The organism is Stenotrophomonas sp. 62841_Sma (assembly GCF_056482945.1).
In genome coordinates this window covers 2,808,578-2,829,073 of the sequence record NZ_CM151224.1, presented here as the reverse complement: position 1 = coordinate 2,829,073, position 20,496 = coordinate 2,808,578, and the positions used below count along the sequence as shown (strand labels likewise).

The window sequence follows — 20,496 nt, the reverse complement described above, 5'->3', positions numbered from 1 at the left end:
GGCGCGGCCTCAGTGGGCGATGGCCAGTGGCAACGGCTGCGCGGGTGGCAGGCCGCCACGGCACTTCAGCACCCGTACCTGGCCGTGGTCGAGCTGCAGGCGCAGGCTGGCCGGGGAGGGGTTGCGCGCTGCCTGCGCCTCGCGGAACACGAAGCCCAGGCACTGGCCGCTGTCGGCGGCGACCTGCAGCCGGCGCAGGGCGCGATCGTCGGCCTGGTGCGGCCAGCACAGCACCGCCGCGCAGGCGGCAGAGCGCAGGCATTGTTCGGTGGCCCACAGCGCCTGTTTCGGTGCGGCGTGGATGATCTGCAGCTGGGCCAGGTCCAGCCCGGCAGCCGCCCAGGCCGGGGCATGCGGGCGGTAGGGCGGGGCGACCAGCACGATCGGGCGGTCGCGCTGGCTCAGCTTCGCCAGCGCCGGCCAGACCAGGGCCAGCTCGCCCACGCCGGGCGCTGCCTGCAGCACCTCGCACAGCCCGCTGGCCGGCCAGCCGCCGCCGGGCAGGCGTGCGTCCAGTGCCGGGTGGCCGCTGGCCAGGTGGTCGCTGGCCGGCCCCTGGCGAGCCGGGCCGCGCCACAGCTGGCGCCCGTCCAGCAGCCGGTCGAGGGCGACGACAGCACCCATCAGCCGGTCCTCCAAGGGAGGCGCCGAGCGGGCTGGAAGCGGCAGGAACGGGCGGAAACGGCGGGCATGGCGCGAGTATCGACGAGCCGGTATCAGGGGCTGAGACCGGACATGCTACTCGCCTTGTGAGTAGAATTACTAATGAAATCGGAAGGTCGGGTTTCAGGTTGCTGAAGGGCTAAAGCATCCACGCATGGCGTGGATCTACCAGGGTTCTCTCCAGTAGATCCACGCCATGCGTGGATGGGAAAACGGTGCCGACCAGGGTCGGCACCTACAGGCACGGGCACTCCCGGTTACGGGCGCACCGGCAGCGCCACCGGGCGCAGCGGCGCGGCATCGCCGCCGCGGATCTTCAGCGGGCCGCCGATGAAGGCGAACTCATAGACCTTGTCGCGGGCCAGTTCGTCCAGCGCCACCAGCTCGATGATCGGCGCGCCCTGCTGGGCCAGCAGGTAGGTGTGCAGCGGCACGTAGTCGTCGGACACCTCCGAGGGGAAGGTCTCGAAGCTGAGGTTGTCGGCGCCGACAATCATCGCGCCGCTGTCCTCGACCAGGAAGCGCGCGGCGTCCAGGCCCATGCCCGGCGGGTTGGCCATGTAGGCCTTGGGCTGCTCGAACAGGCGCATGCGGCCGGTGCGGATCAGCACGATGTCACCCTGCTGCAGCTTCACCTGCTGGCGTGCCAGCGCATCCTTCAGGTCCTGGCGGGTGACGCGGTAGCTGTCCGGCAGCATGTCCACGCCCTTGGCGCCGGCCACGTCGATCAGCACGCCACGCGCGATCAGCGGCGGGAATTTCTCGATGCCGGTGACGTTCCAGCCACGGTCGCCGAGGTGCTTGTCGGCCTCGAAGCCGTTCCAGATCTTTCCGTGGATGCCGAAGTGGTTCAGCGCATCGATGTGGGTGCCGGTGTGGCTGTACATCGAGAATGCGGTGCCGGTGTAGCTGCGGGTGAGGTTCATGGTTTCACCCACGCCCATCGGGTCGTCCATCACCGTGCCGCGCGGGGTGTGGGTCATCCAGAACTGGTAGTGCGGGTCGCCGGCATCCTGCCAGCTGGGCATGCCAACGTAGTATTCGGTGGCCAGGTCATAGGCCTTGCCGCCGCTCACCCGCGACAGGATCGCCGCACGCGAGGCCTCGGTGATCAGGTTGAGACGGCCGATCTCGTCCTTCGGCCCCCAGGGGCTGGTGCCGACCTGCTGGCCGGAGGGAACGTGTTCGTGCGCGGATACGGTGGTGGAAGCGGCGGTGCCGGCCAGCAGCAGGGCCAGCGCGGTGGCCAGGGTACGTGGGGTCATGGGGAGTCTCCTTGCAGGGTGGGGGATGGTGCGGCTCAGGCCGCGACCAGGTGCGCCAGGGCTTGGCGCAGTTGCGGCAGCGGCAGGGTCTGCAGGCGTAGGCCGTTGCCACCGATCACGGTGGGAATGGAGCGGATGCCGAGGGCCGCGGCTTCGGCACGGTCGGCCTGCACACGCCGGGCTGCTGCGTCGCTGCGCATGTGGTCAGCGAAGGCGCCACGCGGGTGGCCCAGTGCTTCGGCGATATCCAGCAGTACTTCGGCGTCGCCGATGTTGCGGTGTTGGTGCAGGTGCGCCCACTGCACGGCATCGAACATCGCGCCATGGGCGTCGTTGCCACCGAGCATGCCGGCGGCCTGGCAGGCCAGTGCGCCGAGCCAGCCGGACGGATACTCGAAGTCCTGTGCACGCATGCCTTCGATATCGATGCGCGCGGTGTCTTCATGCGCGGCGCAGTCGGTCCAGTGGCGCAGGATGATCGCCTTGGCGCGCTCCATCGAGCCGAACACCTCGATCATCTGCGCGCGCGAGTCCTGCAGCACGAAGCTGCGGTGACGCACCTGGATGCCGAGTTCGGCGGAGACCTGCTGCAGGCGCGGGGCCAGCACGAAGCACCAGCCGCAGACCACGTCGTGGAAGAAATCGACCACCGGCGCGGCGGTGGCGGGGGAAGGAACGGAAGACATCTGCCTGCCATCGGTGAGAGGGGAGGCGGCAGATTAGGCAGCGCGGCGTGGCTGAAACAGCACGCCGCGGGCAGCTCAGTTTTCGCTGGCGGTTACGAATCCAGGCCCGCGCAGCCGGGCAGCTCGGCGTGCAGGAAATCGATGAAGGCACGCACCTTGGGCTGCAGGTGGCGCGAGGTGGGATAGACCGCATGCACGAAGCGTGGCGGATAGCGGTGGTCGGGCAGCACCTGCTGCAGTTCGCCACGGGCCAGCGCCGGCGCCGCCAGGAACGAGGGCAGGGCGCCGATGCCCATGCCGGCCACCAGCAGGTCGCGCAGCAGCAGGCTGTTGTTGACGGTGACGCGCGCCGGCAGGGTGATCGTTACCTGCCCATCAGGGCCGAGCAGCGGCCAGCTGCCGGGGGAGTCGGACAGGCTGTAGGCCAGCACGCTGTGCGCCTGCAGATCGTCCACCGCCTGCGGTGCCGGATGCTGCCGCAGGTAGGACGGGGCCGCGCACAGCACCTGCTGCAGCGAGGCCAGCCGGCGCGCCACCAGCCGCGAGTCGTCCAGCTCGGCACGCAACCGCAGCGACACATCGAAACCTTCGCCTACCGCATCGAGCAGGCGGTCTTCCATCACAAGGTCCAGCGACAGCTGCGGATGCTGCTGCAGGAAGCGTGGCAGCAGCGGCGACAGCGTGCTCAGCGCGAATGATTGCGGTGCATTGACGCGCAGGCGCCCGGCCACGTCGCCGCGCTGTTCGGCGATGCCACGCTCCAATGCATCCAGCTCGTCGAGCAGGCGGCAGCATTCGCGGTAATAGGCGTGGCCGGTCTCAGTCAGGCTCATGCGCCGCGTGGTCCGCTGCAGCAGCACCACGCCCAGGTGCGCTTCCAGGGTGCGCAGCTGCTTGCTCAGCCCGGCCGGTGACATGCCCAGGTCTTCGGCGGCACGGGCCAGCCCGCCGCGTTCGACGATGCGGCGGAAGGCACGCATCAGGTTGAAGGAATCCATGCCGGTCTCGGGCGCGATGAGGCCGCCATTGTAGATCCACGCCATGCGTGGATGCGGGAAACGTGGTGCCGTCCACGATGGTCATCCACCAGAGGCGCGCCGGGTTGCGCCGTTTGTTCAAGCCGGCCACCCGCATGCCGCGCCAGCATGCAGGCCCCTTACTTTCCGGATTGCCCATGAAGCACTGGATGCTCCGCCTGTATGCCCCGCTGTTCCTGCTGGGGTTCGTTGCCGCCGCCATCGTATGGGTCGGCCACTGTCACGGTGACCCGTTGTGGTTGCTGGCCCTGCTCGCGGTTGCCATCGCGGTTTCGTTCGCTGCCGAACGTGCCTGGCCGTATGACCCCGCGTTCAACCACGACCAGGGCGACAGCCTGCGTGACACCCTGCATGCGCTGGTCAACGAAAGCCTGAACCTGCTGTCGATCGCGGCGGTGCCACTGCTGGCAGCCATCATTCCGTGGCAGCTGTGGCCGCTGCAGTGGCCGTTCGCGCTGCAGGTGCTGCTGGCCGTCATCTGCGCCGATCTCGGCATCACCCTGGTGCACTACGCCAGCCATCGCATCGGCTGGCTGTGGCGGCTGCATGCGGTGCACCACAGCGTGACCCGCATGTATGGTTTCAACGGTCTGATGAAACACCCGCTGCACCAGGCGGCCGAAGCGGTGGGCGGCGTGCTGCCGCTGCTGCTGTTGGGCCTGCCGATGCCGGTAGCCGCGGTGTTGGCGTTCGCCATTGCCATCCAGCTGCTGCTGCAGCATTCCAACGTGGACATGCGTCCCGGCGTGCTGGGCCGGGTGATGGCCTGGGCGCCGCTGCACCGCTTCCACCACATGCGCTACGGCACCGCCGGCGATGTCAATTTCGGTTTGTTCCTGACTGTCTGGGATCACCTGCTGGGGACCGCCTTCGATGCGCCCGGCTATCGGCTGCAAAAACGCGACCTCGGCATCGGCAGCCAGCCGGACTATCCGCGCGATTATCCCGGACAGTTGCTGGCGCCGTTCCGCGAACTGCCGCATGGCGAGGTACCGGAGCTGCCGGAAGGTCTGCGCAGGCGCGAATGATCGAACATGTCAGACCGCGTGCAGCTGCAGGCCCTGCAGCTGCGCGGCACCGATGCCGAACATGCGGCGCAGGCTGCGTGACAGATGGGCCAGGTCAGCGAATCCGGCCGCGTGCGCGCTGTCGGTCAGGCTGTGCCCGCGCAGATGATGCATCAGTGCGCGGCGCAGCCGTTGCCACAGTACCCAGCCGCGCAGGGTCACCGCCAGATCGGACTGGAAACGCCGATGCAGCTGGCTGGCCGACAGATGCGCCGCCTCGGCGATATCGGCAGCCGGCACCGGGCCGGGCAGGTGCTGGGCGATACGGGACAGCGCGGCCTGCACGCGGCGGTCCAGCGGCTGCGGGCGACTCAGCCGTGGCAGCCAGTCGTGCAGCTCCAGCGCGTTGCCCGGCAGCGCGTGCAGGTGCTGCTCGATCTGCCCGGGATCGGCATGTGCGGGCTCGAGGAACACCGTACAGCCCGCTTCCGGCGCCGACAGGATTGCGTGCGGCTGGAATGACGGCAGCCACAGCCGTTGGCCCTGCTGCCGTACGCCAGCGACCTCGACCTGCCAGAGCGCGCCGTCGCTCAACAGCAGCTGATGGGCGTAGTGCGCGTGCGTATCGCTGCCACCGGCGTGGCCCTGCAGTACGGCCACGTGAGCATCCAGCAGCAGCGTGCCATTCCAGGGCAGGGCGGGAGAGGACATGGAGGAATTGTAGATCCACGCCATGCGTGGATGGACCTCCACCGGAATCGAATATCTCGTGTTGATTTGAAAAGCATCCACGCATGGCGTGGATCTACTGGCCACCAGCCAGCTGTCGAAGGCGGGGCACTGTGGGTTTGCGGGGTGTGAGCCGCATGGATGCGGCGACCAAGGCTACATGGACGTACTTGCGCCGTCCCCGCAGACCCACAGTGCCCCGCCATCCCACGGAATGCGGCATTTGATTCTGCTGTAGCGTTGGCCGTTGCCTCTGCGGGTGCCGGGCGCAGCCCGGCCGTCACCTCACCGCCCGTGCGGGTCGGGCCGGTGATGTACGTACTCGACCACGGTGCCATCGGGATGCACCGCATTGAACGCCGCCCCGGTCGGTACCACCTGCAGTGGGAAGATGATTTCAGCGCCAGCCGCCACCAGCTTGTCGTGATAGGGCCGAACGTCATCGACCAGCAGCGTCCCCGTGGTCGAAGTGAACGGCGCCAGCGCCGCCTTGCTGCCCTCGATCAACAGGAACGCACCGACCATCGCCAGACGCAGGCCGGCCTCCGGAAACGGGAACCCGGCATCGGCCACCACGCCCTGCAACTGCTCGTAGAACGCCACGCTGCGCTCCAGCTCACCGGGGGCCACGAACACCCGGATCAGCACGCGCGGCGCGCGCTGGCTGGAGGTATCACAGCGGTCGCGCCAGAGATGATCGAAGTCGCGGTGTACGGTCATGGGCTCGATTCGTGGCCAGGGATCTCCATTATCAGCAGCCTCGCGCGGCGCGCTGATGACCGCCGGTGATGGCCTGATAACCAGTGGCTGGGGTCGGCCTGTGACTTAGGTCCTGTTGACAGGTGTGAACGCCCTCGCACAATCTTCACATGATTGGGTCGCCCTGCGCGGCCCGGACAGGCAGGTTGTCACGCCGGGAGGAGGGTCCCAGGCGCAGACCGGCCCGTCCTTCGGCCTGCGGGGCGTTGCCTGGCAACCCCTGCGCGGCATGAACGCTGCACCCTTCGGCGGCACTTTCCCTGGACCGATTGCCTTGGCAACGGAATTACGCCTGCCGATGAAAACGTTTACAAAGCCGCTTGCACTGTCCCTGGCGCTGTCAGCCGCACTGGCCGCCCCGGCCTGGGCCGACCCCGCCGCGTTCACTGTGCTGACCCTGGAACAGGCCCCGACCGCCGAGGCCATGCCGGCCCTGGCCGCCCAGCTGAAGACCCTGCAGGTGGACGCGGTGAGCGTGCGCCAGGTGCAGCGCGGCATCGGCCAGGTCGATCCGCTGCAGGTGCTGGCCGATGGGCTGGGCTACGCGTACCGCTTCATTGCTGCGGGCAAGGACGATGGCCAGACCCAGCGTGGCCAGGCCGTGCTGACCCGGCTGCCGATTGCCGCTGAGTCCGGCCCGGACCAGCCGGGCCTGAACTACCTGCGCCTGGACGATGGTCGCCACACCGTGGCGGTCTACACCGATGCTGGTGCAGGTGCCGCGCAGCTGCCGGCGCTGGTCACCCGTTCGCGGCTGGGCGCACCGGCGGTGCTGCTCGGCGCAGTGGCTGGTGAATCGGCCAAGGCCGCAGGCTTCGACCCGGCACGTGTGGCGCTGGAAGCCGATGCCAGCTATTTCAGCGACGGCTTCCAGGCCGCCAGCAGTGCACCGTTCAAGGTGGAAGGCAGCGCCCTGCGTGCCACGCTGCTGACCCTGGCCTATGCCGCCGACAAGCACGGCGACACGCCCTGGATGGACACCACCCTCAATGCCGATGCGCGCGCTGCGCTGCTGCTGAAGGCGATGACCGAGGATGAGAAGTTCCAGATGCTGCACAGCTACTTCGGGCTGGGCAAGGACGGTGGCCCGCTGCCGGAAGGCGCGGTCGGGTCGGCCGGTTTCGTGCCGGGCGTGGCGCGGCTGGGCATTCCCTCGCAGCAGTCGGCCGATGCCGGCGTCGGCGTGACCAATCCAGGCGGCATCCGCCCGGGCGACTTCGCCACCGCCATGCCGTCGGGCCCGTCCACCGCCTCCAGCTGGAACCGTGCGGTCGCCTTTGCCGGCGGCGCGACCATGGGCCGCGAAGCGTGGCAGCAGCGCTTCAACATCCTGCTGTCCGGCAGCGTCAACCTGCAGCGCGACCCGCGCAACGGCCGCAATTTTGAGTACGCCGGCGAAGACCCGCTGCTGGCCGGTTCGATGGTCGGCGCGCTGATCCAGGGCGTGCAGAGCCAGCACGTGATCTCCTCGATGAAGCACTTCGCGCTGAACGACATGGAGACCCGCCGCAACTTCCACGACGTGCGCATCGGCGAACAGGCCATGCACGAGTCCGACCTGCTGGCCTTCGAGATCGCGCTGGACGCCGGCCGCCCGGGCGTGGCGATGTGCTCGTACAACAAGATCAACGGTACCTACGGCTGCGAGAACGGCTACCTGATGAATCAGGTGCTGAAGCAGGAATGGAAGTTCCCCGGTTTCGTGATGTCCGACTGGGGCGGCGTGCACAGCGGTTCCAAGGCAGCGCTGGCCGGCCTGGACCAGCAGTCTGCCGGTGAAGTATTCGATGCAGCGGTGTTCTTCGATGAGCCGCTGCGCCTGGCCGTGCATGGTGGCGTGGTGCCGCAGGAACGCCTGAACGACATGGTGGCGCGCATCCTGCGCACGATGTTCCTGCACGGCAACTTCGACAACCCGCCGCAGCACCAGAAGGTCGATGCCGAGGCTGGCTTCGCCGTCGCCCAGCGCACGGTGGAAGAAGGCAGCGTGCTGCTGCGCAATGAAGGCAACCTGCTGCCGCTGGCCGACAGCGTGAAGCGCATCGTCATCATCGGCGGCCATGCCGACAAGGGCGTGATCGGTGGCGGTGGTTCGTCGATGGTGGGCGTGACCGCCAAGGGCACCAACGCGGTGCCGGGCGTGCTGCCGACCACCTGGCCGGGCCCGGTGATCTTCCACCCGTCCTCGCCGCTGGAATCGCTGCGTGCGGCGCGTCCGGATGCAACCATCGAGTATGTGGACGGCAGCAATGCCGCCGCTGCGGCCAAGGCCGCCGCGCAGGCCGACGTGGCCATCGTGTTCGCCACCCAGTGGGCGGCCGAATCGGTGGACCTGCCGGACATGCAGCTGCCGGACAAGCAGGACGCACTGATTTCGGCGGTGGCCAAGGCCAACCCGAAGACCGTGCTGGTGCTGGAAACCAACGGCCCGGTGCGCACGCCGTGGCTGGCGCAGGTGCCGGCGATGCTGCAGGCCTGGTACCCGGGTATCCGCGGTGGCGAAGGCATTGCCGCACTGCTGACCGGCCAGGTCAATCCGTCCGGGCGCCTGCCGGTGACCTGGGTAGTGGATGAATCGCAGCTGCCGCGCCCGCACATCGACGGCCTCGGCTTCAAGCCGGCCAAGCCGTTCGGCGATGTGTTCGATTTCGATATCGAAGGCGCCAACGTCGGCTACAAGTGGATGGCGGCCAAGGGCCTGACCCCGACCTTCGCCTTCGGCCACGGCCTGTCCTACACCTCGTTCGCCTACGAGAATCTGAAGGTGAGCGTGGAAGGATCGCGCCTGGTCGCCAGCGTCGACATCCGCAACACCGGCAAGCGCGCCGGTGCCGACGTGGCCCAGCTGTACCTGAAGTTGCCGGCTGGCAGCACCACGCCGATCCGCCTGATCGGCTACGACAAGGTGACCCTGCAGCCGGGCGAACAGCGCCGCATCCGCATCGAAGCCGAGCCGAAGACCCTGGCTCACTACGATGCGCAGGCCCGCCAGTGGAAGATCGATGGCGGCACCTACCAGGTGCAGCTGTCGCGCAACGCTGCCGAGCCGCTGCAGACGGTGGATGTGCAGCTGGTGGAGCAGGTGCTGCGCTGATGCCTGAAGGCATGGCCCCGCAAGGGGCCATGCAAAAAAGGGGACGGAGGGGATTAAGTCGTTTATGCATAAACGACTTAATCCCCTCCGTCCCCTTTTTTCAGGTGACAAACCACCCGCGCAGGAAATCAATCAGCTGCCGCACCTTCGGTGAGGGCTGCGTGCTGTGCGGGTAGACCGCGTACACGCTCTGCTGCGGGAACCGGTGCTGGCGCAGCACCGGGCGCAGCCGGTCCTGGGCCAGGTCGTCCTCGATCAGCCAGCGTGGCAGCACGGTGACCCCGGCGCCGGCCACGGCGAAGGCACGCAGGCTGTTGGCGCCATCCACGCGCACCACTGCATTGCCCGGGTTGGTGGCAAACAGGGCGTCGCTGCCATCAGGCGCAATCACCGGCACGTCGGCCAGGCGCGGGTAGCCGAGGCGGGGCAGGGTGCCCAGCTGCACGGGGTCATCGGCAGCATCGGCAGAGGGCAGGCGTGCCAGCAGGCACGGAGCCGCCACCGCGCACAGTGGGTGGCGTTCCAGTTCGCTGGCGTGCAGGCCCGAATCGGGCAGACGGCCGAGGCGGATCGCCAGGTCGAAGCGTTCGGGAATCAGGTCGGCCGGCGCGGGTGACGTCGACAGGTGCAGCTGCAGAGCCGGATGCCGCGCACGGAAGGCTTCCAGTGCGGGAATCAGGCGCAGCTGGGCGTACTCCGGGGTGGTGGTCAGGCGCAGCACGCCCTGCAGCTGATGCTGGTCGCGGCGGGCAGCATCGATCGCCGCCTGTGCGGCGTCCAGCGCCTGCACGCAGTGCTGCAGGAACTGTTCGCCGGCCTCGGTCAGGGCCAGGTGGCGGGTACTGCGCAGCAGCAGGGTCACGCCCAGCTCCTGCTCGAGCCGCTTCAGGTTGAAGCTGACCACCGCGCGGCTCAGGCCGAGCCGATCAGCCGCGGCAGTCAGGCTGCCGGCGTCGACCACGGCGCGGAAGATATCGAAGCGATCGAGGCTGACCATGATGATCCATTGTCAAAACAGGTTTGACAGTGTTGCAGCTGCCGTCGGGTTTTTCCAACAAGGTCCGGACGGCATGCTGGCCGCTTCCCCGCTGGAGCGCCGCCGATGCCGTCCCCCCGCCTGCGCCATGAGGCGATCTTCCTGCTGGTGTTCGCCCTGGATCTGGTCAACATGTTCATCGCCACGGTGGCCTATCCGGCGCTGGCGGCGGAACTGCATGCCGACGTCGGTACCCTGGCCTGGGTCGGCACCGCCTACATGCTGGGCCTGAGCGTGGTGATTCCGCTGGCACCCTGGCTGGCCGCGCGCTGTGGTGAGCGCCGCTTGTTGCTGGTGGCGTTGCTGCTGTTCGCCGCCTCCGCAGTGTTGGCCGGGGCTGCACCGGGTATTGGCTGGCTGTTGGGCTGGCGCCTGCTGCAGGGCCTGGCCGGTGGCCTGCTGATTCCGGTGGCACAGGCGGCGGCGTACCGGCAGTGCACGCCTGATCAACGTGGCGCGCTGACCCGTCGCATCCTGCTGGTGGCGCTGCTGGTGCCGGCACTGGCGCCTGCGCTCGGTGGGCTGCTGGTGCAGTGGTTGTCCTGGCGCGGTGTGCTCTGGGCCAGCCTGCCGCTGGCCGTGGTGGCGATTGGACTGGTGCTGGCGTGGATGCCGGCCGACGGCGCGCGTGGTGCGCCACGCCTGCAGGCCTATGCGCTGTCCACCGCGATGCTGGCGCTGGGCGCGCTGCTGCTGGCGTTGACCTGGCTGGGCGAGCCCGGACATCGCGGCGCCGGTGCCGTGTTGCTGTTGGTCGCACTGCTGCTGGCGGCGGCCCACCTGCGGCATGCACGGCAGCAGGCGCAGCCCCTGCTGCGCTGGTCGCTGCTGTCCCATCGCGGGCTGCGCCTGGCGATGCTGATCTATCTGGCCGTACCCGGTGTGTTCATCGGCAGCCAGCTGGTCAGTACCCTGCAGTTGCACCAGGCCGGCTATAGTGCCGCGCGCATCGGCGCGCTGATGCTGCCGTGGGCGCTGGCCTCGGCCATTGCGATCACGGCCAGCAAGCGCCTGCTGGCTCGCTTCGGACCAGCCTCGGTGCTGCGTGCGGGCATGCTCCTGCAGGCCTGCGGCCTGTTGTTGATGGCGCTGCTGCCACACCCGGTCTTTTCCATTGCAGCATGGCTGTTTGCCTTGATGGGCGCCGGCGGCAGCCTGTGCAGCAGCACGGCGCAGACGCTGGCCTTCCATGGGGTCGAGGGCGAAGCATTGGGCGATGCCAGTGCGCTCTGGAACCTCAATCGCCAGCTCAGCTTCTGCCTGGGCACCGCGGCCATCGCGCTGCTGCTGGCCTTGGCCATGCAGTGGCTGCCGGCCCGCGCCACCGGCGTGGCGCTGGGTCTGGCCGCTCTACTTACCCTGCTGCCGATGACGTTGCTGCGCCGGCCGCAGTTGCTCACCCTTTCGCAACCGGAGAACACCTGATGGATACCACCGCAGAACACGAAGTCCACCACCTGCACGACAAGCTGCAGGCTTGGTTCCGCGCCGACGTCGGCACCGACGCACTGGAGGACCTGATGGCGCATTTCTGCGCGGACTTCAGCATGGTCGGCATCGCGGGTCGCAGGCTGGACCGGAAGGCCGTGCAGGCACTGTTCGCGGGTGGTCATGGCGCGCGTCCAGGGCTGCAGATTTCCATCGACGCCGTGCAGGCGGTGGAAGCGCCTTCACCGCTGGCGGTGCTGCGCTATCGCGAAGGGCATGCGATCGATGGCGGCGAGCCCGTATGGCGGGAATCGCTGGCGGTGCTGCGGCGGGAAGAGGGGCGTTGGCGCTGGCTGGCGCTGCATGAGGTAGCGGCAGCCTGATCGGTAGTGCCGGCCGCTGGCCGGCAACCGCGTACCGTGCCCGAGGTGGATGAAGTTGCCGGCCAGCGGCCGGCGCTACCGGTTGCCGACGAGCGCAGCAGCTGGTCGCACATGTGCCATCAGTCCTGCCTGCATCCACCGCAGAATGCAAAGCCTGCACACACTTCACGGCTCAAGGCAGGAGTAGGCTTGAGGCTTTCCTGCCGGGAGGGGTTGTCCATGCGTGTGCGTGCCGTTGCTGTAGCCATTGCCCTTTGCCTGTCCAGCACAGTGCTGGCCGCCGAAACCCCGCCGATGACCCCGGACATCAGCGGCAAGCCCTTCGTTGCCCCTGATGTCGGTCGTGACTACGACAAGCGCGTGGTGATGGTGCCGATGCGCGATGGCACCAAGCTGTATACGGTGATCGTGGTGCCCAAGGGCGCGCGCAATGCGCCGATCCTGCTCACCCGCACGCCCTACGACGCTGCCGGTCGCGCCAGCCGCAGTGATTCGCCGCGCATGCGCGACCTGCTGCCGCAGGGCGACGAGGTATTTGTCGATGGCGGTTACATCCGCGTATTCCAGGACATCCGCGGCAAGTACGGCTCCGAGGGCGATTACGTGATGACCCGGCCGCTGCGCGGACCGTTGAACAACACCAAGGTGGACCACTCCACCGACGCCTGGGACACCATCGACTGGCTGGTGAAGAACGTGCCGGAGAGCAACGGCAAGGTCGGTATGCTCGGCTCGTCGTACGAGGGCTTCACCGTGGTGATGGCGCTGACCGACCCGCACCCGGCGCTGAAGGTGGCCGCGCCGCAGAGCCCGATGGTGGATGGCTGGATGGGCGACGACTGGCTCAACTACGGCGCGTTCCGCCAGGTCAATTTCAACTACTTCGCGATGCAGACCGAGAAGCGCGGCAAGGGCACGCCGCTGCCCAGCCTCGGCTATGACGACTACAGCACCTTCCTGCGTATCGGTTCGGCTGGCGACTACGCGCGTTTCACCGGCGTGGACCAGCTGACCTGGTGGAAGAAACTGGTGGAGCACCCGGCCTATGACGGCTTCTGGCAGGGCCAGGCGCTGGACGCGGTAATGGCGAAAACACCGTTGAAGGTGCCGACCATGTGGCTGCAGGGCCTGTGGGACCAAGAGGACATGTGGGGTGCCAACCACGCCTACCAGGCAATGGAAGGGCGCGACAGCGGCAACAACCGCAACTATCTGGTGATGGGGCCGTGGCGGCACAGCCAGGTGAACTACAGTGGCAGCGAGCTGGGCGCGCTGAAGTTCGATGGTGATACCGCGCTGCAGTTCCGCCGTGATGTGCTCAAGCCGTTCTTTGACCAGTACCTGGTGGACGGTGCGCCGAAGGCGGATACGCCGCCGGTGCTGATCTACAACACCGGCGAGAACCACTGGGATCGCCTGAAGGGCTGGCCACGCAGCTGCGACAAGGGTTGTGCTGCCAGCAGCAAGCCGCTGTACCTGCGTGCTGGCGGCAAGCTGGCGTTCCAGGCACCGGCGGCGGGCGAGGGCGACTTCGAGGAATACGTGTCCGACCCGGCCAAGCCGGTGCCGTTCGTGCCGCGCCCGGTCCGTTTCGGTGACCGCGACATGTGGACCACCTGGCTGGTCAAGGATCAGCGTTTCGTTGATGGCCGCCCGGACGTGCTGACCTTCATCACCGAACCGCTGACCGCGCCGCTGCGCATCGGCGGCGCACCGGTGGTGCACCTGCAGGCGTCGACCAGTGGCACCGACAGCGACTGGGTGGTGAAGCTGATCGACGTGTATCCGGACCAGGAAGCGTCGACGCCGGAGATGGGCGGCTACGAGCTGCCGGTGTCGCTGGCGATCTTCCGTGGCCGCTATCGCGAGAGCTTCAGCGATCCGAAGCCGCTGGCCGCCAACCAGGTGCTGCCGTACCGCTTCGACCTGCCCAACGCCAACCACACCTTCCAGAAGGGGCACCGGGTGATGGTGCAGGTGCAGTCCAGTCTGTTCCCGCTGTATGACCGCAACCCGCAGACCTACGTGCCGAACGTCTACCTGGCCAAGCCCGGCGATTACCAGAAGGCCACGCAGCGGGTCTGGCACAGCGCGGCGCAGGCCAGTTACATCGATCTGCCGGTGTATTGAGGCCCACAGGGTGACGCCGGGCATGGCCCGGCGCTACCTGGGCCCGCGCGATGCACGACGGTTTTGGTAGTGCCGGCCGCTGGCCGGCGTTTCTATGCTCAAGGATAAAGGTTGTCGCTCGTCAGCAGCCCACTGTCGAACTTCCGAAAGAGTTCGGCAATTGATTCGGCGATGGGCTTTCCCCGGCTGATGTCGAGATCGCCCAGATCGAATGAGATGATCTGTCCGCGACTGAGCGGGCAGAGATCGAGCGCGATGAGCGTCGATCCACCGTCCGTTCCAATGCCCATCAGGTAGTCGCCAAGATAACGACGGATCTGGTAGCTGCGGTTGAGCTGAATGATGGTGGCGATGGACCATAGGTCGACATAAGCATGAGGGAACACGCAGCGCCCACCGTTTGACCAACGCAGGAGCAGCATGAATTCCTCTGGAATCGCTGCCTCGCTCCAATGTGCCTGTAAGCTGCGTAGATCGTCCTCATGCCCGCCTGTCTCGGGTAGCCATGGACTTTGGATGCATCGGATGAAGTAAGGCGTGCTTGGTTGATCTCGATTGTCCACGAGAAGTCCCTGTAGTCAGCCTTACTACGATGGCGCGGCCCATCTTTGGCGGCAATGGGCATATGCGACATGCGCAGAGATGTGTCGGGAATATGATCGCTTCCAGCGCGTGTCGACCAAGGTCGACACCTACCAGAGCGGAGCCATGGCAGGTCGATTCAGGCGGTTGCGGTTGTGCCGGCCGCTGGCCGGCATCCGCGATGGTGCCAAAGCGTGTCGACCAAGGTCGACACCTACCGAGGCCTTCAGACCACTTTCGATGGGCCCGTGCGCCAGCGGCTGGGTACCAGGCCGAAACGCTTGCGGAATGCAGCCGCGAAGTTGCTGGGGTGACGGTAGCCACTGGCGGCCGCAGCCTGCTCGACAGTCCAGCCGTCCTCGCGCAGTCCCTGCTCGGCATGGCGCATGCGCTGTTCGTGCAGGTAGTCGAATACCGAGCAGCCGTACTGCTGGGCGAAATGACGGCGAAGCGAGCTTGGGCTCATGCAGGCCAGCTGGGCCAGTTCGATCAGACTATGGGCGTGGCTGGGATCGTCATGCAGGTAGGCACGCACGCGCTCCAGGCGCTCGCGCTGGCCAGCCCGCAGCGTTCGTACATGGTCGGTCTGCAGATCCTCGGCCTTCAGCCCAACGGCCAGCAGCTGCAGTGCGACGCCTTCGCGCCACAACGCGTCGATGCCGTCCTCCCATGGGCTTTCGAACAGCTGGCCCAGCACCGGCAGCAGGGTATGCGGAATGGCCCAGTGGCGGCATTCCAGGTGGGTGTTGAGCGCGGTCTCCAACTGTGGCAGCTGGAACAGGTCCGGATCGATCTGGCCGGGCACCATCACGCTGACGCCGCGCATGCGCGTTTCGCCAGGATGCGCACCCGTCATCTCAACCTGTTCGCGGTGGTGCGCGGTCATCGCCGTACCAGCACGCAGGGTGAAACCACCGCGTCGCGGAATGCGCACATCGACCTGGCCCTGCAGCATCACGCGGATGGCCAGGCCGGGACTCTGCTGGGCGGTGGCGACATAAGGGAAGCGATTATGGACGTCGGAGGCGATCAGGCTCATGCCGCCGCGCAGGAACTGCTCGTTGACCTCGCCATGGCCGGCCCACTGGTCGTCGCGCAGGTGTTCCGGGTCGGCGCGGTAATCGAAGCCATGGCGGTGGCCGAAGCGGCGGTAATCAGCAAAAGTGAAATATCGGGACATCGCTCGGCACGTGCTTTGGAGGTGGACGCTGGCATTACCTCGCCCACGCGTTCTGCAATGCAGATGCAGATCCCGTCGTTACCCGTGCAGACATGCTGGGAAGCAGGGGCGTGGGCACGCTGGATGGTGGGGGAACACCAGGTTGAATGGAATGTGTCGAAGAAACTGGAAACGTTTCCCATTGTCGCCTTGATTCGCGCGCTTTTGATTTCAATATGGTCAAAACGATTGACGATTACGGCCAAAGTGAAAATGCCGCCGAACATACGCCAGCGTTTTGCATGCATATCCGTACGCAATTCCATACATCAACTTGAGTTGAGGTTTCATGGCTGGAACGATCACCCGTAGACGCGATGTCGGCCGGGCCATCACGAGCGGGCGCGTAGGGTGGGGCGGTTGGCCATTGCAGGTCACATCGATACCCCCACTGATGGAGAACGCAGATGATTGACTACCAGCTCACCGGCAAGACCGCGATCGTGACCGGCGGCGTGTCCGGTATCGGCCTGGCCGTGGCGCAGACGCTGGCCGCATCCGGTGCCCGTATTTCGGTCTGGGACCTGAAGCAGGATGCAGTCGATGCCACCGTGACGCAGCTGCGCAGTGCCGGTGCACAGGCCATCGGCATTGCGCTGGACGTTACAGACGACGCGGCCGTGGAGGCGGCGGTGCAGCGCACGATCAAGGAACTCGACGGCCTGCATGTGGCAGTCAACAACGCCGGTATCGGCGGGCCGGCCGCAAGCAGCGGTGACTATCCGATCGATGGCTGGCAGCGGGTAATCGACGTCAACCTCACAAGTGTGTTCCTGTGCCAGCGTGCGCAGATCCAGGCGATGCGCACGGCCGGAACCGGTGGCAGCATCATCAACATGGCCTCGATCCTGGGCCAGGTGGGCTATGCCGGTTCAACCGCGTACGTGGCGGCCAAGCACGGCGTGGTCGGGCTGACCCAGACCGCCGCCTGGGAGCATGCGGCCGACGGCATCCGTGTCAACGCGGTCGGCCCGGGCTTCATCAGCACACCCCTGCTGGAGAAGATGGACCCCAAGGTGCGCGCCACGCTGGAAGGCCGCCACGCGTTGAAGCGGCTGGGCACGGCCGAGGAAGTGGCGGCGCTGGTTGCCTGGCTGGCCAGCGACGACGCCTCGTTCGCGACCGGCACATACTATGCGATCGATGGTGGTTATCTGGCGCAATGATCGACTGCGTGAAGGTTACGCATGGCGATGGCCAGTAGATCCAGGCCATGCGTGGATGAGCGCATGCGGTGAAGCATGCGGTGAAGAGGGCGTGCCATCGTCTTCACCGCCATCCCACGGCTGCCGAGCAACGCTCCGGGAAACGCCCGGAGCCTGCCCATGGAACTCACCCAGGATGTCTCGATCCTGCTGCGCGTGGCCGCAGCAATGCTGTTCGGCGGCGTGCTCGGTGTCGAGCGCGAGATGGGCAAGCACGCTGCGGGCCTGCGCACCCACATGCTGATTGCCGGCGCTGCTGCGCTGATTGTTGGACTCGGCGATTCAGTGGCAGAGCATTTCCAGCAGGAGCGTTACCGCGACCTGCTGCAGGTCGACCCGGTGCGCCTGATCGAAGCCGTGGTCGCCTGCGTCGGCTTCGTTGCCGCCGGCACCATTCTGCGTGGGTCACGCGAGGATCAGGTCAGCGGCCTGACCACGGCAAGCTCGCTGATCATGGCGGCGGCCATCGGCATCGCCGTGGGCATCGGCAAGTACGTGATTGCCATCGGGGTGAGCGTGCTGTGCGTGCTGGTGCTGGCGGTGATGCGGCGGTTGGAGAAGCGGATTTCGTAGGGAATCTCGAATTGCCGGCCAGCGGTCGGCACTATCACGGGACCTTAATGGTCGGACCAATATGGCATCTAGCCCTATGGTCTAATAGGCGCTTCGTCGGAGTGGCGGTTAAATCCGCTGCAAGTGGTCTGATCGAAATCATTATTGGTAATACCAATAATCGACGACCATGGCGACCCACCGCCTGCGGTGGAGCACATCCCGCCCCAGTCGAGAGCCCCCATGCAGCCCTGGCAACACCTGTACGACCCCGCCGGCAACCTGTGGTTGTCCAGCCTGACCGCGCTGCTGCCGATCGCGTTCTTCTTCGTCGCCCTGGCCGTGCTCCGCATGAAGGGCTGGCTGGCCGGCACGATCACCGTGGCCATCGCGCTCGGCGTCGCCCTGCTGTTCTACCGCATGCCGCTGAGCCAGGCGCTGGGCGCGGCCGGTTTCGGCTTCGTCTACGGCCTGTGGCCGATCGCCTGGATCATCATCGGCGCGGTATTCCTCTACAAAGTCTCGGTCAAGACCGGGCAGTTCGACATCATCCGCGCCTCGATCCTGTCGGTCACCGAGGACCAGCGCCTGCAGATGCTGATGGTTGGCTTCGCCTTCGGTGCCTTCCTGGAAGGCGCGGCCGGTTTCGGTGCGCCGGTGGCGATCACCGCGGCACTGCTGGTCGGGCTGGGCTTCAAACCGCTGTATGCCGCCGGCCTGTGCCTGATCGTCAACACGGCGCCGGTGGCGTTCGGTGCAATGGGCATTCCGATCATCGTGGCCGGGCAGGTCACCGGCCTGGATGCATTCGAGATCGGCCAGATGGCTGGGCGCCAGCTGCCGTTCCTTACGATCATCGTGCTGTTCTGGATCATGGCGATCATGGATGGCTGGCGCGGCATCAAGGAAACCTGGCCGGCAGTGCTGGTGGCCGGTGGCTCGTTCGCCATCGCGCAGTACCTGACCTCCAACTTCATCGGCCCGGAGCTGCCGGACATCACCGCGTCGCTGGCCTCGCTGGTCTGCCTGACGCTGTTCCTGCGCCGCTGGAAGCCGGTGCGGATCTTCCGTTTCGATACCGAAACCAGCGCCGAGGCGGCCGCACAGGCGCTGGAGGCGCCGCGCTACAGCGTCGGCCAGATCGCCAAGGCATGGTCGCCGTTCCTGATCCTCACCGCGATGGTCACGCTGTGGAGCATCAAACCGTTCAAATCGCTGTTCGCGGCGGGCGGCCCGCTGGAAAGCTGGGTGCTGAAGATCCCGGTGCCGGGGCTGGACCAGAGGGTGCAGAAGATGCCGCCGATCGTGGATGCACCGCTCAGCTACGAGGCGATCTACAAGTTCGACTGGTTCTCGGCCACCGGCACCTCGATCATCCTCGCCGCGGTGATCGCCATCATCGCGCTGCGCATGCCGGCCCGTTCGGCGCTGCAGACCTTCGGTGAGACCGTGCGTGAGCTGCGCATGCCGATCTACTCGATCGGCATGGTGCTGGCCTTCGCCTTCATCGCCAATTACTCGGGCCTTTCGGCGACGCTGGCGCTTGCACTGGCGCACACCGGTGATGCGTTCCCGTTCTTCTCGCCGTTCCTGGGCTGGTTGGGCGTGTTCCTGACCGGCTCGGATACTTCGTCCAATGCCTTGTTCTCGGCACTGCAGGCGACCACCGCGCAGCAGATCGGCGTGTCCGACGTGCTGCTGGTGGCGGCCAATACCACTGGTGGCGTTACCGGCAAGATGATCTCGCCGCAGTCGATCGCCATTGCCTGCGCGGCGGTCGGCCTGGCCGGCAAGGAATCGGACCTGTTCCGTTTCACGGTCAAGCACAGCCTGATCTTCACCACGATGGTCGGCCTGATCACCCTGGCCCAGGCTTACTGGCTGACCTGGATGATTCCCTGAGCCATGCACGGCAGGCCGACCACCCGCTGCGCGCTTCGGGCCACAATGACGCCATGAGCACGCAACGTATTTCGGACAAGGTGGCCGCGCAGCTGCGCGGCCTGGTGCAGGAACAGCGGCTGCAGCCGGGTGACCGGCTGCCGGCCGAACGCACCCTGGCGGTGCAGCTGGGGGTCTCGCGAACGGCGTTGCGCGAGGCCATCGCGCAGTTGGCCAGCCAGGGCCTGCTGACCGCACGGGTCGGTGGCGGCACCTACGTGGCCGAACCCGCGGCGCGCGCGCGGCAGGCGCTGGATGAACCGCTGGCGCCGTACCTGCCGCTGTTCCAGGGCGACCCGGAATACCGCTTCGACGTGCTGGAGATCCGCCACGCGCTGGAAGGTGCCACCGCCTGGCATGCAGCGTTGCGCGCCACCGATGAGGATCGTACGCGCATCGCGCAGGCCTTCCAGACCATGATGGACGCGCACGGCAAGGATGACCCCACCGGCGAAGCGGAGGCCGACGCGGCCTTCCACCTGTCCATCGCCGAGGCCTCGCACAACCTGGTGCTGCTGCAGGTGATGCGCGGGCTGTTCGAACTGCTGCAGACCAACATCTCGCAGAGCCGCGAAAAGCTCTACACCTCGGCGAGGACCTTCTCGCCGTTGTCCGACCAGCACCGCGAGATGATGGACGCGGTGCTGGCCGGCGACCCCGAACGCGCGCGCGCCGCCGCGCATGCCCACCTCGAGTTCGTGCACACCACGCTGCGCACCCTCGATGACAACGAAGCCCGGCGTGCGCGGGCCTCGCGTCTACCTTCCCCACACGGTTGAC

19 protein-coding genes are annotated in these 20,496 nt (G+C 66.9%); 10 read left to right on the top strand and 9 right to left on the bottom strand.

Annotated features, from left to right (window positions below; translation table 11 throughout):
- Positions 1–9: 9 nt before the first annotated feature.
- The 4 genes from imuA to ACZK5G_RS13090 all read right to left on the bottom strand — a co-directional run bounded on the left by imuA (position 10) and on the right by ACZK5G_RS13090 (position 3,657).
- On the bottom strand, positions 10–624 hold the full coding sequence (gene imuA / locus ACZK5G_RS13105) for a translesion DNA synthesis-associated protein ImuA (protein ID WP_014037572.1): 615 nt from the start codon (positions 622–624) through the stop codon (positions 10–12).
- Between the two features lie 296 nt (positions 625–920).
- On the bottom strand, positions 921–1,928 hold the full coding sequence (locus tag ACZK5G_RS13100) for a cyclase family protein (RefSeq protein WP_478463661.1): 1,008 nt from the start codon (positions 1,926–1,928) through the stop codon (positions 921–923).
- A gap of 35 nt (positions 1,929–1,963) precedes the next feature.
- Positions 1,964–2,614, bottom strand: coding sequence for a DsbA family oxidoreductase (locus ACZK5G_RS13095; RefSeq protein WP_478463659.1), 651 nt, complete (start codon positions 2,612–2,614; stop codon positions 1,964–1,966).
- Between the two features lie 92 nt (positions 2,615–2,706).
- Positions 2,707–3,657, bottom strand: coding sequence for a LysR family transcriptional regulator (locus tag ACZK5G_RS13090; RefSeq protein ID WP_478463657.1), 951 nt, complete (start codon positions 3,655–3,657; stop codon positions 2,707–2,709).
- 131 nt (positions 3,658–3,788) lie between these two features.
- On the opposite strand from ACZK5G_RS13090, the gene ACZK5G_RS13085 reads away from it, so the two are divergent.
- A complete protein-coding gene (locus ACZK5G_RS13085; RefSeq protein ID WP_478463655.1) occupies positions 3,789–4,679 on the top strand; it encodes a sterol desaturase family protein in 891 nt (296 codons plus the stop codon).
- 9 nt (positions 4,680–4,688) lie between these two features.
- Here the strand turns inward: ACZK5G_RS13085 and ACZK5G_RS13080 are convergent, their stop codons facing one another.
- Together ACZK5G_RS13080 and ACZK5G_RS13075 are read right to left on the bottom strand one after the other, a co-directional pair.
- Complete coding sequence (locus ACZK5G_RS13080) at positions 4,689–5,393, bottom strand: helix-turn-helix domain-containing protein (protein ID WP_478463653.1); 705 nt, start codon at positions 5,391–5,393, stop codon at positions 4,689–4,691.
- A gap of 279 nt (positions 5,394–5,672) precedes the next feature.
- Positions 5,673–6,107, bottom strand: a complete 435-nt coding sequence (locus ACZK5G_RS13075; RefSeq protein WP_032129608.1) for a VOC family protein — start codon at positions 6,105–6,107, stop codon at positions 5,673–5,675.
- A 337-nt stretch (positions 6,108–6,444) separates the two neighbouring features.
- Between ACZK5G_RS13075 and ACZK5G_RS13070 the strand changes: the two genes are divergently transcribed.
- The gene (locus ACZK5G_RS13070; protein ID WP_478463651.1) at positions 6,445–9,240 is read left to right on the top strand and encodes a beta-glucosidase; all 2,796 of its coding nucleotides are present in this window, start codon (positions 6,445–6,447) and stop codon (positions 9,238–9,240) included.
- A 100-nt stretch (positions 9,241–9,340) separates the two neighbouring features.
- Here ACZK5G_RS13070 and ACZK5G_RS13065 read toward each other — a convergent pair whose 3' ends face one another.
- The gene (locus tag ACZK5G_RS13065) at positions 9,341–10,237 is read right to left on the bottom strand and encodes a LysR family transcriptional regulator (protein WP_478463650.1); all 897 of its coding nucleotides are present in this window, start codon (positions 10,235–10,237) and stop codon (positions 9,341–9,343) included.
- A 105-nt stretch (positions 10,238–10,342) separates the two neighbouring features.
- Between ACZK5G_RS13065 and ACZK5G_RS13060 the strand changes: the two genes are divergently transcribed.
- From ACZK5G_RS13060 to ACZK5G_RS13050, 3 genes are all read left to right on the top strand, one after another.
- A complete protein-coding gene (locus ACZK5G_RS13060) occupies positions 10,343–11,701 on the top strand; it encodes an MFS transporter (RefSeq protein WP_478463649.1) in 1,359 nt (452 codons plus the stop codon).
- On the top strand, positions 11,701–12,087 hold the full coding sequence (locus ACZK5G_RS13055; protein ID WP_478463647.1) for a DUF4440 domain-containing protein: 387 nt from the start codon (positions 11,701–11,703) through the stop codon (positions 12,085–12,087). The genes ACZK5G_RS13060 and ACZK5G_RS13055 overlap by 1 nt, the downstream gene beginning before the upstream one ends.
- A 219-nt stretch (positions 12,088–12,306) precedes the next feature.
- On the top strand, positions 12,307–14,217 hold the full coding sequence (locus ACZK5G_RS13050; protein WP_121503538.1) for a CocE/NonD family hydrolase: 1,911 nt from the start codon (positions 12,307–12,309) through the stop codon (positions 14,215–14,217).
- A 98-nt stretch (positions 14,218–14,315) separates the two neighbouring features.
- Here ACZK5G_RS13050 and ACZK5G_RS13045 read toward each other — a convergent pair whose 3' ends face one another.
- Complete coding sequence (locus ACZK5G_RS13045) at positions 14,316–14,639, bottom strand: SMI1/KNR4 family protein (protein WP_478463645.1); 324 nt, start codon at positions 14,637–14,639, stop codon at positions 14,316–14,318.
- A gap of 386 nt (positions 14,640–15,025) precedes the next feature.
- The gene (locus tag ACZK5G_RS13040; protein WP_032129614.1) at positions 15,026–15,979 is read right to left on the bottom strand and encodes a helix-turn-helix transcriptional regulator; all 954 of its coding nucleotides are present in this window, start codon (positions 15,977–15,979) and stop codon (positions 15,026–15,028) included.
- A 57-nt stretch (positions 15,980–16,036) separates the two neighbouring features.
- On the opposite strand from ACZK5G_RS13040, the gene ACZK5G_RS13035 reads away from it, so the two are divergent.
- The 5 genes from ACZK5G_RS13035 to lldR all read left to right on the top strand — a co-directional run bounded on the left by ACZK5G_RS13035 (position 16,037) and on the right by lldR (position 20,495).
- Positions 16,037–16,330, top strand: a complete 294-nt coding sequence (locus ACZK5G_RS13035) for a hypothetical protein (protein WP_125894599.1) — start codon at positions 16,037–16,039, stop codon at positions 16,328–16,330.
- Between the two features lie 95 nt (positions 16,331–16,425).
- On the top strand, positions 16,426–17,184 hold the full coding sequence (locus ACZK5G_RS13030) for an SDR family NAD(P)-dependent oxidoreductase (RefSeq protein ID WP_049398446.1): 759 nt from the start codon (positions 16,426–16,428) through the stop codon (positions 17,182–17,184).
- Between the two features lie 159 nt (positions 17,185–17,343).
- Positions 17,344–17,796 carry an MgtC/SapB family protein gene (locus ACZK5G_RS13025; protein ID WP_005410036.1) on the top strand — a complete coding sequence of 151 codons (453 nt, stop codon included), beginning with the start codon at positions 17,344–17,346 and terminating at the stop codon, positions 17,794–17,796.
- A 222-nt stretch (positions 17,797–18,018) separates the two neighbouring features.
- Positions 18,019–19,677 (top strand): L-lactate permease, encoded by a 1,659-nt coding sequence (lldP, locus tag ACZK5G_RS13020; RefSeq protein ID WP_478463643.1) that lies wholly within the window; start codon positions 18,019–18,021, stop codon positions 19,675–19,677.
- 53 nt (positions 19,678–19,730) lie between these two features.
- Entirely contained in the window at positions 19,731–20,495 is a 765-nt protein-coding gene (gene lldR, locus ACZK5G_RS13015) for a transcriptional regulator LldR (protein ID WP_012480578.1), read from the top strand.
- Position 20,496: the final 1 nt, after the last annotated feature.

Bases quoted from the DNA above. Each gene is read 5' to 3' on its own strand.
- ACZK5G_RS13045 (WP_478463645.1), bottom strand. From the start codon at position 14,639: ATGCTGCTCCTGCGTTGGTCAAACGGTGGGCGCTGCGTGTTCCCTCAT.
- imuA (WP_014037572.1), bottom strand. From the start codon at position 624: ATGGGTGCTGTCGTCGCCCTCGACCGGCTGCTGGACGGGCGCCAGCTG.
- ACZK5G_RS13095 (WP_478463659.1), bottom strand. From the start codon at position 2,614: ATGTCTTCCGTTCCTTCCCCCGCCACCGCCGCGCCGGTGGTCGATTTC.
- ACZK5G_RS13035 (WP_125894599.1), top strand. From the start codon at position 16,037: ATGCAGATGCAGATCCCGTCGTTACCCGTGCAGACATGCTGGGAAGCA.
- ACZK5G_RS13055 (WP_478463647.1), top strand. From the start codon at position 11,701: ATGGATACCACCGCAGAACACGAAGTCCACCACCTGCACGACAAGCTG.
- ACZK5G_RS13100 (WP_478463661.1), bottom strand. From the start codon at position 1,928: ATGACCCCACGTACCCTGGCCACCGCGCTGGCCCTGCTGCTGGCCGGC.
- ACZK5G_RS13090 (WP_478463657.1), bottom strand. From the start codon at position 3,657: ATGGCGTGGATCTACAATGGCGGCCTCATCGCGCCCGAGACCGGCATG.
- ACZK5G_RS13085 (WP_478463655.1), top strand. From the start codon at position 3,789: ATGAAGCACTGGATGCTCCGCCTGTATGCCCCGCTGTTCCTGCTGGGG.
- ACZK5G_RS13040 (WP_032129614.1), bottom strand. From the start codon at position 15,979: ATGTCCCGATATTTCACTTTTGCTGATTACCGCCGCTTCGGCCACCGC.
- ACZK5G_RS13075 (WP_032129608.1), bottom strand. From the start codon at position 6,107: ATGACCGTACACCGCGACTTCGATCATCTCTGGCGCGACCGCTGTGAT.
- ACZK5G_RS13080 (WP_478463653.1), bottom strand. From the start codon at position 5,393: ATGGCGTGGATCTACAATTCCTCCATGTCCTCTCCCGCCCTGCCCTGG.
- ACZK5G_RS13030 (WP_049398446.1), top strand. From the start codon at position 16,426: ATGATTGACTACCAGCTCACCGGCAAGACCGCGATCGTGACCGGCGGC.
- ACZK5G_RS13070 (WP_478463651.1), top strand. From the start codon at position 6,445: ATGAAAACGTTTACAAAGCCGCTTGCACTGTCCCTGGCGCTGTCAGCC.
- ACZK5G_RS13025 (WP_005410036.1), top strand. From the start codon at position 17,344: ATGGAACTCACCCAGGATGTCTCGATCCTGCTGCGCGTGGCCGCAGCA.
- lldP (WP_478463643.1), top strand. From the start codon at position 18,019: ATGCAGCCCTGGCAACACCTGTACGACCCCGCCGGCAACCTGTGGTTG.
- ACZK5G_RS13060 (WP_478463649.1), top strand. From the start codon at position 10,343: ATGCCGTCCCCCCGCCTGCGCCATGAGGCGATCTTCCTGCTGGTGTTC.
- lldR (WP_012480578.1), top strand. From the start codon at position 19,731: ATGAGCACGCAACGTATTTCGGACAAGGTGGCCGCGCAGCTGCGCGGC.
- ACZK5G_RS13065 (WP_478463650.1), bottom strand. From the start codon at position 10,237: ATGGTCAGCCTCGATCGCTTCGATATCTTCCGCGCCGTGGTCGACGCC.
- ACZK5G_RS13050 (WP_121503538.1), top strand. From the start codon at position 12,307: ATGCGTGTGCGTGCCGTTGCTGTAGCCATTGCCCTTTGCCTGTCCAGC.